The sequence below is a fragment of the Paenibacillus sp. P3E genome (genome assembly GCF_001909045.1).
Classification (GTDB): domain Bacteria; phylum Bacillota; class Bacilli; order Paenibacillales; family Paenibacillaceae; genus Paenibacillus_AQ; species Paenibacillus_AQ helianthi.
Genome location: NZ_LVWH01000194.1, coordinates 26,319 through 40,424 on the forward strand (window position 1 = coordinate 26,319; position 14,106 = coordinate 40,424).

Below are 14,106 nucleotides of genomic sequence, written 5' to 3' on the forward strand. Positions count from 1 at the left end.
ACCATGATTTCCTTTTTGCTTTTACAAATGATATTTACGGATGAAATAAGACGGTGTGCAGCTCCAGGCATGACAATAGCTGTTAATTAAGTAACTTCCATAAGGAGAGAAATTTTTATTCTCCGGATCGTACAGCTCCCAGAAGGTATCCGCTCCGTCTTTAACCATCTGTCCCCAATATTTTTTGATCTCCAGCGTTGCTCTTTCCCGCTCGCCCACCTGGATCAAGGCCTCAATCAAGTGATGCATCATATAAGGAGTAGACAAGGATAAACCGGGTTTCTCATCGAGCAGACGCACAAGCAGCTCTTTCCCTTTCGCTTCATCTATTACACCGGCCAGTATCATCCAGATTTGCGAGGCCCAGGAGATTTGCTGTTGTTCTCCGCTCACGAAGTAGTGCAGTTTATCACTCCACAGAAATTGCAATGCTGCCGCTGTGAGCTGTTCAATTCTCAACTGCAGGAACTCCTGATTGTGATCCTCCAGTATTGTCGCAAGCTGCAATGCAGACTTCATATTATAGATTAGAATCGCCTGGGCGGAGGCTACTTTACTTAATTGATCCTTCCAATCAATAAATGCCCACCACGAGTTATCGTCTTGTACGATATCACGCGTATCCAACCGTTCCAGCGACAATTCGATCTGCCGAAATGCGGTTGGCCACAGCTCACGAAGCGTGTCCATATCCTGCGTAGCTTCATAATAGTCACTCAGCGAAGCAACAAAAAAGAGCGAATAGTCGAACAGATACGTATCATCGGGAATGACCACAGGCTTCATGAACAGGTTAGCCGAAATCAGCCCTTTATCCGTTGGATAAGCAGCAAAAAGATACAGGCAGCGTTTGACCAAATCGTAATTTTTGAACGTTTCGTAATTGGCCAGCGCCTGCAGCCGCAGATCACCAAGCCAAAGTCTGCGGTCCCGCTTGGGTCCATCCTCAAAAACCTCCTGCATGCAGTCTTCCAACGTTTTGATGCTGACCTCGTCAATCCGCGCAAGCTCCTCGTCAGTATGCTTCAGCGGAACAATCATTTCAGGTGAGGCCGAAGTGACGGTTGTACAGTAGACATCATCGAAGATCACCTTGTACTTCACGGAGGTGTCCAGTACCTGAAGTTTCAAATACCTGAAGCTATAACGGCGTTCCATATGCAGTGTGTGAGGCAATACATCCAAATGATAGGTTTCCTCCTGCAGCCAGGAACGGCTTAACCAGCCCTCATATTCGGCAAAGGATTCCCCCATTTCAACCGGCATTTCTCCCAAGATTACCTTTAAATACAGTGGCGCATCAGGCGGACTTCCATCCGGCTCAATATGAAGCGACAATTTGCCCACCAAGTGTTTGCCAAAATCCAAAATGACCTCATCCCCTTTTCCAAGGGCAAGCGAAGGCAGTTCATCGGCCGATTGTACAACCTCAGTTCTCCAGCCATGAACAGCTTCTTCATCGGCTATGACTTTAATCAAATGCTGCGGACGGCAGACCTCATGGAATAATTCGGGAATAAGTCGCTCTGCCGCCTGGGCAAAAGCTTCATTTTTTTTTATGATCACTGCTGCACTCTGCCCTATAGCTTGGGACATCATCCAACCTCCTACTCTAGATTTATCACTAAGCAGATCAACCCTTTACCGAACCAACGGTAAGCCCGCCCACGAAATATTTTTGCAGGAAGGTAAATGCGATGAGCAGCGGCAGCGCGCACAAGATGCAGGCGGCGAACAGCACATTCCACTGTGTAGGGTTCTGCTGGTCGCCCATGAAACCGAGCATTGCCAGCGGCAACGGTGATTGCGAAGCCTTGGTAATGAAGATCATATTAAAGAAGTAGTCATTCCAGATCCATACGCCCTGCGTAATAATAACCGATACAGTAACCGGAATCAGCAGTGGAAATACGACTTTCCAGAACCGGTAAAACAGTCCGGCCCCGTCGATATGCGCGGCCTCTTCCACTTCCTCCGGTACTCCGCTGCGGATAAAACCGGTATACAGGAACGTAGAGAACGGCAGGCTGCACGTAATGAACATCAGGATCGGCGTATACTGCGTGCTCGGAATGTGCAGGCTGTTCAGCATTTGCACAATCGGAATCAGGACCATTTGACCGGGAACCACAAGTCCCGAAAGAAAGAACAGATAGAGAAACTGACTGGTTCTGCTCTTGATCCGGGCCATCGGGTAGGCAGCCATCGAAGCAATCAGTACTACGACGATCACGGAAATGCCGGTCAGGACTAGACTGTTCATAAAGGCCTGCGAAAAATGCATTCGTTCAAATGCAGAGCGGTAACTGGACAGCGAGAATTCATTGAACAAGTTGACAGGATTGCTCATATTGTCCGGGGAACGCAGCGAGGTGGACAACGCGATCACCAGAGGAATCAGATTGAGCACCATTACGGCAATAACCAGTAGTTGAACCAGCGCCTTTTTCCCCAGGTTTCGGCCGCTTAGCCGTTTTAACGCTCCTCGCTTTGGATCGGATGCAAACATGTTTTTGGTCATCGACGTCATGCCGACACCTCCCGTTTGTTCATATTGAGCACGAAGATTCCTGTGATGACCATAATGAACAAGAAGGACAGGATACCAAGCGCAGAGGCTTTACCAAACATTTGCTCCGTGAAGGCCATTTTATAAATTGAGAAAATAAGGGTGTTAGTCGAAGTTCCAGGACCGCCGCTGGTCATAATGAACGGGAAGTCAAAGGCTTTCAGACCATTGATTAAGCTAAGTGTAATATTGATCGTCACCGAAGTGGCAAGCAGCGGAAGCTTGATATTTCTCAATAGACGCCATGGGCCGCAGCCGTCAATTTCACCCGCTTCCAGCAAATCCTTGGGAACGGTCTGCAGACCGGCCAGAAAGATAATCATGGTCGTGCCAATATTCTTCCAGATTTCCACAAAGATAATCGAGTACAAGGCGGTGGAATAATTGCCGAGAAAATTGATATTTTCAGTATTAAAGCCTATCTTCGACAAAAGGGTTGTAATCATCCCGGAATCGGGCATATAGACATAACTCCAGATAAAACCTACGACAATAGCACTGAACAAGGTAGGAATATAGGAAATCGAACGGTAAAAACCTTTTCCGCGGATATTCATATTCAGCATCAAAGCAAGTGCTAATCCAATCAAGTTACCTAATGCGACACTGATTACGGTATACAATATTGTGTGCCACAGCGAGGTTCCGAGTGTTCCGCTTGCGAACAAGTCTTTAAAGTTGTCCAAGCCGATATAATTAAAATCCGGGGAGAACCCGTTATAGTCGGTAACACTGTATTGAAACAGCTTCAGAATCGGAAAGATCCAGAATATCAGGTAAAATACCAAAGCAGGGATGGCAAAAAAGTACATCGTTTTTTTCATTACAGTCCGGTTCATTTCTCTCATCTCCCTTTTAATCCCGGATGCACCGGCCATTACTTATAGCCGGTGATCCTTTACAGTTGTATGTCTATTTCTTGCTCTTTGCCAATTCCTTATACTTTTTGTCCATGGCCGCAGTCACTTCCTCCGGCGTCGTCTTCTGTCCGCCGATAATGTTGGCAAACTTCGCTTCCATTTCTTCAGCGACGCCCGTCATCCACATCTGATTGGGGAAATAAACGGAATTTCCGTTGTTGTTGTAATCGTCGAATACCGGTTTGAACAGTTCATGATTGAGCGGAACATCTTTGTATACACTGATGGAAGTATTGGACTTCACCCACTCCTTGAACAAGTCGGATTGACCATCGTACCAGTAATTCAAAATCTCCTTGGCCACATCCATGTTCTCCGATTTGGCATTAACGGCGTAACCGGCGGATGTAGCCGCAGCAATATAAGTAGGCTTGCCGGCATCGTTAGCCGGAAGCGCGAAGAACCCGCGTGTGAACTCAGATGCGCCTTTAGCCGTCAGTGTCGGATAATCCCAGGTTCCGTCAAACACCATTGCAGCTTTGCCGTCAATAAAATTTTGGGCTGCTTGAGCGCTTCCTAGTCCAAGTGAGTTTTTAATGACATATCCCTTATCATAAAGCTCCTTGAACATGGAAACCGTCTTCACCCATTTAGGGTCAGTCAGTGAAGTCTCTCCGGTTTGCAGCTTGGTGTCAAACTCTTTGTCATCCGGGTATACGGTATTCGCCGCAATTTGATACATCCCGAATTGAATAAAGAAAGGGTCTTTATCCCCGAGGACGATTGGCGTAATACCCGCATCCTTCAGCTTCTGACAGGCTTCGAGGAAGGACGGCCAATCCTTGGGCTGCTCGGTAATCCCTGCCTGCTTGAACAACTCCTGATTATAGTAAACCCCAAGCATATCCATACCCGATGGAATCGCATACTGTTTCCCTTCATACGCCATGTCTTCCTTCGCGCCGGTGCTGATATTGTCCAGGAAGGTCAGGTCAGACAGATCAGCGGTAAAACCTGCTTTCGCCATATCGTTCACAGCAAGCGATGCATTTCTCGGGAACACAAGGAAGATGTCGGGTCCTTGTCCTGCCGCCAGCTTCGTACGTACAGAGGTAATATACTGCTCATCCGGGTATTTTGAAGTTTCCAGCGTTACATTCGGGAATTTTTCCTTAACCAGCTTAGGAAGAATGTCTAATACAAAATCCTGACCGTCCGGTGCCTTAGTCCCTGACATCATTAAAGTAATCGTTACCGGTTTAGCGCTGGAACCGCCTGTATCCGCTGTGTTGCCGTTTGAAGCAGCCGGCTCGTTGTTAGAACTGGAACCGCAGCCGCCAAGAAGTGACGCAGATAAAATCAAAGCGGTGAGACCGGCCCAAAGTGATTTTCTAGCTTTCATAGATTAAGACCCCTCTTTCGTTTCCGTTTATAAAGTGCACTACTGTTTACGCTTTCATTTTACTATCAGAGGAGGTATACTTACTTTGGTCATTTGAGTGCACTATTTTTAGATTGCATTCATTAACGTTTTCAGCGGAAGGAAGAATTGGATTGCGATTCTTTAATATCAAAACCAAACTGTTTCTGGTGCTGCTTGCCGTTTCCCTTATCCCGATTATTGTAATTGCTATTAGCTCCTACCGGAGTTATACCGAACTAGTGAATAAGCAGACCTCCTTAGTGGCAGCGACAACCATTGGAAATGCGGTCGAGAGCATTGAGGGCGTCCTGCAAAATATTGAGCGGATCTCGATCACCTTCCAGCAGCAATCCTCCAGTTCAACGGAGTATAGAACCGTCAGTGACGAATTGAAGCAGCTCCAGGCGACAAATGACTCTTTCGAAATCTATACGATCCGCAACAAGCTGAAGCTGATTTTTCAGAATGTGCTGCTGGGTTACGACTATATCAATGGTGTGTACCTCTTTACGCCGGATGGTAAATTTATCAGTTATGGTTCGGTAAGCGACCTCAAGGCAGATTATAATCCGCTGCAAGACACCTGGTACCAGAAGACGCTGGCTAAACAAGGGGAGCTCTACATCGGGGATAATAAAATAAAGCCTTACTTCATCAATGCCAAACCCTCTATTTCCTTCTCTCGTGCAGTTTACGATATGAACACGGGGGAATTTCTTGGCGTCTTTATGCTGGATTGCAGTCTGGACATTTTCAGCGGATTGAACCGCAATCTGGCAACGAACCTGTCTAACATTTATCTGGTGAATGAGGACGGGACACTCCTCTTTGAAGGGTCCCAGAATCCTGCGGGTTCTACGCTGCCTGCCGAACTGTGGACCAAGGCCCAAAACATGAACGGCGACCAAGCAAAATACTATAATTCCGATGATATAACGGTAATACAAGCCTTCCCCAGCAACGGCTGGAAAGTCATTGCCAATCTTTCGACCTCCAAGCTGTATAAGGAATACGGCATTTCACAGAAGCTGATTATTTATATTTCCGCCACCTGCGGTGTGCTATTCCTGATCCTTTCCATTCTTCTGTCCGTATGGATTACACGGCCTATTATCGAGCTCAGCCGTACCATGCGCAAAAATAAATCGCAAAAATTCATTCCCTCCAAAGCCAAATACAAACGAAACGATGAGATCGGCATTCTGTACACGGAATATGACAAGATGATGCAGGACATCGACCTGTACATCCGGGAGAGCTACCAGAACCGTATCCTGACCCTGGATTCGCAGATGAAGGCACTGGAAGCGCAGATCAATTCACATTTTTTGTACAATACGCTTGAGTCCATTAACAGTATAGCCGAGATTGAAGAAGTGGAAAGCATCGCTATTATGACCAAAGCACTTGGCGATATGTTCCGGTACAGTATCAAGACGGAAAGCGAGCTGGTCCCGGCCTCTGAGGAATTGCAGCATGTGGACAATTATATGGCAATCCAGCAAATCCGGTACGGAGACAAAATCTCTTTTCACAAGACAATTGACGAGCGGGTGCAAAGCAGTAAAATCCTGAAGCTCATTTTGCAACCGCTGGTGGAGAATGCGCTCTATCACGGACTTGAAAATAAAAAAGGTAAAGGCAGCATTACCGTGAACGGCTGTAGAGAAGGACACGATTTGGTGTTTGAAATTATCGACGACGGGATCGGCATGACGACAGCCCAAGTTGCCGAGATTCAAGCCCTGCTGGCCGAACCCCCGGAATTTGGCGGCTTTGGACAAAGAAATAAACGGAGCATCGGGATTAAAAACGTCCATTCGCGGATTGTGCTGTACTACGGTCCCGGATATGGACTTACCTTTGAGAGTCTGGAAGGCTTGGGTACCACAGTGAAAATCACCATCCCGGCAAATTAAAGAAAAGGACGGATCCAAATGCATACTTTTATTGTGATCGACGATGAATACCTCGTTCGAAAAGGGCTAATCAAGAAGATCCAGTCCTTTGAGCAGGAGCTCGTCCTGCTCGGGGAGGCAGAGAACGGAGAGGATGCGCTGGAGCTCATCGAGCAAACTGATCCTGACCTGATTCTGACCGATATGCGGATGCCGGTGATGGATGGCAAATCCTTGCTGCGGGTCATGCAGGAGAGATATCCTCTTAAAAAGATCATTGTCATCAGCGGACATTCCGATTTTGAATACATGCAGGAGGCGATCTCCGCCAGAGTAGTCAGTTATGTACTCAAGCCGTTCAGCCGCGAAGAAATCCATCAAGCGCTGCGCAAAGCCATTGATTCGTTAGCATCGGAACGTGCCGCCAAGCAACAGGCTGCATTATCCAAAAGTGAAAATGAAGCCATGATTCGCCAATTGGATCAGCAAAAACTGCTGCATCTCATCTTGGATGAGCAAACAGGCAAACCTGTTTCTTTTCATTCTGAACAGATGAACCGTTTCGGGGCTGCAAGTTTCTATGTTCTGCTGACCGTATATAGTTCCACGCAGATCAATCCGGATCTATTTGAAGGTGGCGTTCATGAAGATTACATTTCAGTTCCGCACCCTGTGAACGAACATTTGTTATTCGTGGTATTCGCTTCTTATGAGCGGGTTTCCTATAAAGGAATGGACGCTAGCTTCGCGATTCAGTCCGCCGATAGATTTTTCGAGCCGCTTTGTGCCATTCCCTATAATAAAGTATTTGCGGGGCTCAGCGCTGCTAAGTCCAATATGGCCGAACTGTATCAGGCGCAGAAGGAATGCTTAAGCGCAATGAACAGCAAGGGGATCATGGATTATGGCTCCATATTCGTTTACAACGCCGAAGACTGTCCTTCGGAAATGCCTTTATGGAATAAAACCGGGGACTTGATGTTCTATTTGGAAGCCGGACATTCCTCTAAGGTTAGGGAAAGTGTCGTCGATTTCATTACTTTTTATATGCAACTGCCGAGTGCCACACTATTCCAGCTCAAACACCAATGCCAGGAACTGGCTGCGGAAATCAAACAATTACTCGGATTACGTCTTCCGGCTACTACCTATCAAACGACTTCTTCCAGCATGGAGGCTGTACTTAATACATCATTTGACCCGGAGGAAATCCGGCAGTATTTCATGGCTGTGCTGCCAGACTTGGCGGAACTGCTTAAAGACAGCACACCTTATTCTTCACCGAATGTAATCGATAACGTGAAAGTTTATATTCACAGAAACTATTTGCAGGATCTGACCTTGGAGAAGGTTTCCTCTTTATTTTTTATGAACTCCAGTTATTTAAGCTTTTTGTTCAAGGAGAAGACCGGGGAGAATTTCACGGATTTCATCAACAAACTGCGGATTGAACACGCCAAAACTTTGTTAAAAACTACGGATGATAAAGTATATATCATTGCCGGCGCGCTTGGTTTTGACAATGAGAAATATTTCTTCCGTCTGTTTAAAAAGAGCACCGGTCTCACACCGGAAGCTTACCGAAACCAGCCTTGAGCGCATATGTTACCAACCTTTGTTCAGCATACAATGCAGTCGCCGCAAACCCAAAAAAACTTCTGTTCAACGCGTTGTGATAAAACAAGCGGTGAACAGAAGTTTTTTTGCGCTGGGCAGTTGAGGGTGTACTAGTCCCTGCTGCATATATCAACGAATGGTCCCATTCCATATTCATCCGGTCCAAATAACCGCTCAGGTCGATGCCGTAGTATCCTGCCTTGCTCACCCATTCGTGAACGGACTCCGCATCCCCGAAGCACAGCCGCTCAAGCAAATGTTCAGTGATAGAAGTCCTGCTCTCCTCTTCTAATATTTTGCTGGAAATCTCTTTGGTGATTTCAACGATAATGGATTCGCGGGGAAGCTCGAACACTGGCATCCGCAAATTGTCCGCATACGGCTTCAGGTACTGTATCACTTCGGATGTCATCTCGTCATTGGCCAGAAAAATAATGCCGGAGGTATTTTTTTCGGCGGCTTCCTTGAGCAGCTCGACAAGACTGTCCACATCGCACCTTAATCCCAGACCACCAAAAAACAACAGCTCCCCGCAAAAAAGATCTAAGGGGTTAAGGAAAATGCTTTAGATTTTCAGTATTGACCAATGCGGTCAAGAGAATTACAATCAATTTGACCGCATTGGTCAATATCATTGGAATGATCGATGCTTATGGTTAATATAGTGATACCCCTGGAGGTGATACCATTGTTCTCCAAGTTTCTAAATCTAAGTAAGGATAAGCAGGACCGCATCATAAATGCCGCTTTACGAGAATTCGCGCTTAAAGGGTACCAGAATGCCTCCACCAATGAAATCGTGAAGCAGGCGGGAATCTCCAAAGGTCTGCTGTTCCATTATTTTAATAATAAGAAGGACCTGTACTTATTTTTGTTTGATTATTTTATAGAAATGCTAATGGAGGAAATACACGCACACATCGATTGGGATCAGCGTGATATTTTTATCAAGTACAGGAATGTGGCGATCCTTAAATTCGGATTATTTCAGAAATACCCGAATGCCTTTGAATTCATAAAGAGAGTGTATCCTGAGGATTCCAGTGAGGTGAAGCCCGATTTAGAGAACCGGAAAAAAGAATTTTTGAACAAGGGCTATAAAGATTTGTTCGGTGATATTGACCTCACCCCGTTCAAAGAGGGAATCGATATCGAAAAAGCGGTAAACATTATCTATTGGACTATGGAAGGGTTCGCCTACCGATTGCAGGCGCAGACGGCTTCAGTACCTGTGAGTCAAATTCAGCTAGAGGATATCATTGCCGAGCTCGACGTCTACAGTGAGATGCTTAGACATTCTTTTTATCAATAGTTCCGGGAGGTTCTGCCATGAATGTGATTGAAATTAATCATCTGACCAAAACGTACGGTAAGTCCAGAGGCATCACGGATATCAGCTTTAATGTAGAAGAGGGGGAGATATTCGGATTCATCGGGCCAAACGGTGCGGGAAAATCGACTACGATCCGAACCTTGCTGTCCCTGATTTACCCGACTAGCGGCAACGCCAAGATTTTCGGCAAGGATTGCATTGAATTCGCTCCTGACATCAAAAAGGAAATCGGGTATCTGCCTTCGGAAGTCTTTTATTATGACAATATGAAGGTGTTCGATCTCTTGAAGTATTCGGCCAGCTTCTACAAAAAGGACTGTACGAAACGAATCAAGGAATTGGCGGAAATCATGGACCTTGACTTGACGAAGAAAATTGATGATTTGTCGCTCGGCAACAAAAAAAAGGTGGGAATTGTCCAAGGGCTGCTCCACGAGCCCAAGCTGATCATCCTGGATGAGCCTACCAGCGGCCTGGACCCGCTTATGCAGCAGAAATTCTTTGAACTGCTGGAAACGGAGAACCAAAAAGGCGCAACGGTTTTATTTTCATCCCATATTCTCAGTGAAGTTCAAAGGCTCTGCAACCGTGTTGCGATCATCAAAGAAGGGGCTATCGTTACGGTCGAAAAGATCAGCACCTTACAGGAAAATAACTATAAAAAATTCAAAATCCACACGAAAACACCACTCGATAAGGAGTACTTCAATCTGCCGGGCGTCAGTCAATTAGAGGTTAAGGATCATCTGGTTCACTTTCTGTTCCGGGGCAACCTCAATGGGGTGCTCCAAAAAATAGCAGAAACGGACATCACCAATGTATGGATCGAGGAGCCGGATCTGGAGGAGATCTTTATGCACTACTATGTAAAGGAGGATTAGAGCGCTGATGAATATTTTCCTGCACGAACTGAAGGCTTACCGGAAATCCACGATCATCTGGTTACTTTCTTTAATCGCAATCATGGTGCTGTTCATGTCCCTCTTCCCTTCTTTCCACAAAGATGCCGGGGAATTCACGAAGCTGCTTGAAGGCTATCCCGAATCATTAAGAAAAGCAATCGGGCTCGATTTGAACAATCTCTTTACGATTATGGGCTTCTATACGTATTCTTTGACGTTCATCGTTCTGGTCGGAGCCATCCAGGCTATGAATCTGGGCACTTCGATTGTATCTAAAGAAGCCCGGGAGAAAACAGCGGATTTCCTGTTAACCAAGCCGGTTACACGTTCAACGGTTATTACGGCGAAGCTGATGGCAGCATTCGTGTCCTTAGTCATTACCAATATTATTTATGGAGCGGCGGCCTATGGGATGGCTTCACAGGTGAAGGTGGAGGATTATAGCTTGAAGATATTTCTCCTGCTCAGCTTAAGCATCTTGTGGGTTCAGCTACTCTTTCTGGCCATCGGAATCGTGATGTCGGTCATGATCCGCAAGATCAAATCGGTGCTGACGGTTTCACTGGCTACAGTCTTTTCCTTTTACTTTATCGGGATGATCGGAGCAACAACCGGGGATGCCAGCCTGCGTTACCTGTCGCCCTTTAAATATTTTGATCCGTCCGAAATCTTACGACATTCAGGATACGAAATCTCCTATGTAATCACCGGGGCCGTTATTATTGGGATTGCCATCTCAGCCAGCTACTACGTGTATGCCAAAAAAGATATTCATGCGGTGTAAAAGGGGGGATCATTTGTGAATATATTTTGGAGAGAAATGAAATCGTACCGGAAATCTTTAATCTTCTGGAGCATCGGTGTGTTCCTCATGGTAGCCTCCGGCATGGGTAAATACGCGGGGTTATCCGCCTCCGGACAGTCCATGAGCCAGATGATGGCGGACATGCCCAAATCACTGCAGGCGATATTAGGGATTGGAAACCTGGATCTGAATACAGCCAGCGGATATTACGGAATGTTATTCGTCTATTTGTTATTGATGGCTACGGTTCATGCCGCCATGCTGGGGGCGAATATCATCTCTAAGGAAGAGCGGGATAAAACCTCGGAATTTCTATTTGTTAAGCCGGTTTCCAGACATCACATCATCACCTCCAAATTACTGGCAGCCTTGGTCAATATCATTATATTTAATCTGGTTACTTTATGGGCTTCTCTACTTATGGTAGGAAAGTACAGCAAGGGGGAGTCCGTTGCAGGGGATATCACCATGACCATGCTTGCCATGTTGATTCTACAGCTCCTGTTCATGTCCATCGGAACGGCAACTGCAGCCGTGCAAAAAAAATCCAAGGCCGCCGCATCCCTTGCCACAGGAATTCTTTTACTCACCTTTGTATTATCGATTGCGATCGACTTGAACGACAGGCTTGCAAGCCTGAAATACATCACACCGTTTAAGTATTTTGAAGCCAAAAATGTGATGTATGGCGGAGGATTGGATGTCGTCTTCGTGCTTCTGTCGGCAGCGCTCATTGTGGTGCTTGTCGCTGTGACTTATGTCTTTTTCAATAAAAGGGATTTGTAGAAGTGCAGCGTGAGCCATTTCACGGCACACGAATAAGCGGAGGCCGCCTGGGCCTCCGCTCTGTGTACATCCTATCCGATTGCTGGCTTTTCATACACTTTGCTGAACTTAATCCACCTTCGCACCATAGGAACGCAGGAACACAACGGCTTGCTCCCTGTCCATCCGCACTCCTTTTACCATCAGTGCTTTCATATCCACACCTTCCAGCTTGGCTCCCCGCAGATCAGCCCCGGTCAGGATGGCTTTACCCAGCATGGCTCTTGTCAGATCACAGTCTCTCAGGTCAGCCTTGGCCAAATCACTCTCCGATAGATCCGCTTCAAAAAAACGGATGCCCCGCAAATCCTGCTTGCCAAGCTTGGTATACCTCAGATTGGTGTAGGACCAGTCTCCCCCGCTTAGTGTAATGCCATCCATCTGAGCGCCCGCGAAATCAGAACCGGTCATTTTGCAGGAGATGAACTTGCTTACAAAGAGATTCGCACCGCTGAATTTACAATTTTCGAACGCAGATTCGGTGTGGATCGAAGCATTCAGGGCTGCGCCTTTAAAATCACATTCGATAAAACGGCAATGGGTGGTATCGATCTCTTCCAATGAGGTGTTCATGAAGGTGCAGTTAGTAAATGTGCAGCGGATCAGCTCACCATAACGTAAATCATGCCCGTCAAAACGGACATCCACAAATTCCCGGTCGTTGTACTGGTACATGTCTTTCCTCCGATAACAGTAAGCTATACAATGTGCATAAAAACGCCATTTCACTAATTTTATCATATCTGTGTCAAGTGTTTTTCCCATAAGCTGTAATTTCAATGAAATATATTTTTAGCGGGTATGCAGCATAACCCCACTCGTTAATCGGACAGGTTCTCTCCCTGTGATCGCTTATATTGCCGGTTCGCCTTGAAGGCGAAGATCAGATACAGCATAATCACCAGGGGCAGGAGCCATGCACTCAATCCCCGAAGAAGTGCAAACGGCGTTTCGAACAGAAAGGCCCGCCAAAACCCAACTCCAGTCTTCTCCCATAACCCAGGGGTCAAATAGAGGGCTTCGGGATCGAGCAGAGCCGCCGGCTTGAGAGTACCTGTTGACATCAGCGCTACAATAATCGGGAAAAAAGACAAGGAAATCGAGAACCACATCTCTGACAAACGTTTATACCGCCCGGCTTTGGAATCGGCATCCGAAAAAATATCCTCGCTCCCCTGATCATTCACCATCTTAAAATACTGATATCCCGAACTTTTCGAACCCTGGATGTGCTTCCAGCCGCTGTCTTCGAAGAGGGCACGATAATCCTCGAAATCCTCTTTCTTGACAAAAGCACGGTAATCAATCTTTATTCGGCCAACCTCCGGTACGGCTTCGTGAAATTCGTAGCTGAACAAAGATTTTCTGACAAATCGCCAGCCCCGCCCAGCCATATCATTCAGCCATTTCTCTTCATGTTCTAAATTCGTAAAACACTTACATTTCCGCATGAGGTTCCCTCCCGTCTGAGTTCCAAATTCTTCGCGTGATCTCCATCATGTGATTCATCCGTTCATAGTCCCGGAACATGACCGCCCGCCCTTCTTCTGTAATCACATAGACCTTACGCCGGTTATCTACCGTGCCGACAGGTTCAATGAACCTAAGCTTAATCAAATTCTCAATTGCACCATATAGCGTGCCCGCAGCCATTCTTACCTGTCCTCCACTAAGCTCTTCAACCTTTTGCAGGATCAAATACCCGTGCGCCGGCTCATGCAGGGCGAGCAGGATATAATAGACCGTTTCCGTAAGCGGCAGATATTTGTCTCTCCCCATATCTCTTCTCCTTTGGATATCAAACTGTACATGCGGCAAGATATTGTATAGTTCAACTGTATAGTCATACTATATACATTCTAACTGTATATTGC

General features: G+C 46.3%; 14 protein-coding genes. 6 read left to right on the plus strand and 8 right to left on the minus strand.

Annotation, left to right across the window (positions count from 1 at the left end; all coding sequences use genetic code 11):
* Positions 1-21: 21 nt before the first annotated feature.
* From A3842_RS23440 to A3842_RS23455, 4 genes are all read right to left on the minus strand, one after another.
* Positions 22-1,596: an alpha-L-rhamnosidase-related protein gene (locus A3842_RS23440; protein WP_074102912.1), complete on the minus strand. Its 1,575-nt coding sequence runs from the start codon at positions 1,594-1,596 to the stop codon at positions 22-24.
* A 37-nt stretch (positions 1,597-1,633) separates the two neighbouring features.
* Positions 1,634-2,530, minus strand: a complete 897-nt coding sequence (locus tag A3842_RS23445) for a carbohydrate ABC transporter permease (RefSeq protein WP_083609704.1) — start codon at positions 2,528-2,530, stop codon at positions 1,634-1,636.
* Positions 2,527-3,393, minus strand: coding sequence for a carbohydrate ABC transporter permease (locus A3842_RS23450; RefSeq protein ID WP_256701830.1), 867 nt, complete (start codon positions 3,391-3,393; stop codon positions 2,527-2,529). Before A3842_RS23450 ends, A3842_RS23445 begins: the two co-directional genes overlap by 4 nt.
* Before the next feature lie 88 nt (positions 3,394-3,481).
* Positions 3,482-4,831 (minus strand): ABC transporter substrate-binding protein, encoded by a 1,350-nt coding sequence (locus tag A3842_RS23455; protein WP_074085466.1) that lies wholly within the window; start codon positions 4,829-4,831, stop codon positions 3,482-3,484.
* A 152-nt stretch (positions 4,832-4,983) separates the two neighbouring features.
* On the opposite strand from A3842_RS23455, the gene A3842_RS23460 reads away from it, so the two are divergent.
* Complete coding sequence (locus A3842_RS23460; protein WP_074102914.1) at positions 4,984-6,771, plus strand: sensor histidine kinase; 1,788 nt, start codon at positions 4,984-4,986, stop codon at positions 6,769-6,771.
* Positions 6,772-6,789: 18 nt separating this feature from the next.
* Entirely contained in the window at positions 6,790-8,346 is a 1,557-nt protein-coding gene (locus tag A3842_RS23465) for a response regulator transcription factor (RefSeq protein ID WP_074085468.1), read from the plus strand.
* Here the strand turns inward: A3842_RS23465 and A3842_RS23470 are convergent.
* Positions 8,315-8,890, minus strand: coding sequence for a PucR family transcriptional regulator ligand-binding domain-containing protein (locus A3842_RS23470; RefSeq protein WP_074085469.1), 576 nt, complete (start codon positions 8,888-8,890; stop codon positions 8,315-8,317). The two genes, A3842_RS23465 and A3842_RS23470, sit on opposite strands and share 32 nt — an antisense overlap.
* 156 nt (positions 8,891-9,046) lie before the next feature.
* On the opposite strand from A3842_RS23470, the gene A3842_RS23475 reads away from it, so the two are divergent.
* The 4 genes from A3842_RS23475 to A3842_RS23490 are packed head-to-tail and all read left to right on the plus strand — an operon-like array spanning position 9,047 to position 12,193.
* Positions 9,047-9,679, plus strand: a complete 633-nt coding sequence (locus A3842_RS23475; RefSeq protein WP_305953396.1) for a TetR/AcrR family transcriptional regulator — start codon at positions 9,047-9,049, stop codon at positions 9,677-9,679.
* Positions 9,680-9,696: 17 nt separating this feature from the next.
* Complete coding sequence (locus A3842_RS23480) at positions 9,697-10,581, plus strand: ABC transporter ATP-binding protein (RefSeq protein ID WP_074102915.1); 885 nt, start codon at positions 9,697-9,699, stop codon at positions 10,579-10,581.
* Positions 10,582-10,588: 7 nt separating this feature from the next.
* Complete coding sequence (locus A3842_RS23485; protein WP_074102916.1) at positions 10,589-11,386, plus strand: ABC transporter permease subunit; 798 nt, start codon at positions 10,589-10,591, stop codon at positions 11,384-11,386.
* Positions 11,387-11,401: 15 nt separating this feature from the next.
* On the plus strand, positions 11,402-12,193 hold the full coding sequence (locus A3842_RS23490; RefSeq protein WP_074102917.1) for an ABC transporter permease subunit: 792 nt from the start codon (positions 11,402-11,404) through the stop codon (positions 12,191-12,193).
* Positions 12,194-12,301: 108 nt separating this feature from the next.
* Here the strand turns inward: A3842_RS23490 and A3842_RS23495 are convergent, their stop codons facing one another.
* From A3842_RS23495 to A3842_RS23505, 3 genes are all read right to left on the minus strand, one after another.
* The gene (locus tag A3842_RS23495; protein WP_074085474.1) at positions 12,302-12,907 is read right to left on the minus strand and encodes a pentapeptide repeat-containing protein; all 606 of its coding nucleotides are present in this window, start codon (positions 12,905-12,907) and stop codon (positions 12,302-12,304) included.
* A 146-nt stretch (positions 12,908-13,053) separates the two neighbouring features.
* A complete protein-coding gene (locus tag A3842_RS23500) occupies positions 13,054-13,683 on the minus strand; it encodes a DUF2812 domain-containing protein (RefSeq protein WP_074102918.1) in 630 nt (209 codons plus the stop codon).
* Entirely contained in the window at positions 13,670-14,011 is a 342-nt protein-coding gene (locus A3842_RS23505) for a PadR family transcriptional regulator (protein WP_074085476.1), read from the minus strand. Before A3842_RS23505 ends, A3842_RS23500 begins: the two co-directional genes overlap by 14 nt.
* Positions 14,012-14,106: the final 95 nt, after the last annotated feature.

Bases quoted from the DNA above. Each gene is read 5' to 3' on its own strand.
- A3842_RS23440 (WP_074102912.1), bottom strand. From the start codon at position 1,596: ATGTCCCAAGCTATAGGGCAGAGTGCAGCAGTGATCATAAAAAAAAAT.
- A3842_RS23445 (WP_083609704.1), bottom strand. From the start codon at position 2,530: ATGACGTCGATGACCAAAAACATGTTTGCATCCGATCCAAAGCGAGGA.
- A3842_RS23450 (WP_256701830.1), bottom strand. From the start codon at position 3,393: ATGAAAAAAACGATGTACTTTTTTGCCATCCCTGCTTTGGTATTTTAC.
- A3842_RS23455 (WP_074085466.1), bottom strand. From the start codon at position 4,831: ATGAAAGCTAGAAAATCACTTTGGGCCGGTCTCACCGCTTTGATTTTA.
- A3842_RS23465 (WP_074085468.1), top strand. From the start codon at position 6,790: ATGCATACTTTTATTGTGATCGACGATGAATACCTCGTTCGAAAAGGG.
- A3842_RS23480 (WP_074102915.1), top strand. From the start codon at position 9,697: ATGAATGTGATTGAAATTAATCATCTGACCAAAACGTACGGTAAGTCC.
- A3842_RS23485 (WP_074102916.1), top strand. From the start codon at position 10,589: ATGAATATTTTCCTGCACGAACTGAAGGCTTACCGGAAATCCACGATC.
- A3842_RS23495 (WP_074085474.1), bottom strand. From the start codon at position 12,907: ATGTACCAGTACAACGACCGGGAATTTGTGGATGTCCGTTTTGACGGG.
- A3842_RS23500 (WP_074102918.1), bottom strand. From the start codon at position 13,683: ATGCGGAAATGTAAGTGTTTTACGAATTTAGAACATGAAGAGAAATGG.
- A3842_RS23505 (WP_074085476.1), bottom strand. From the start codon at position 14,011: ATGGGGAGAGACAAATATCTGCCGCTTACGGAAACGGTCTATTATATC.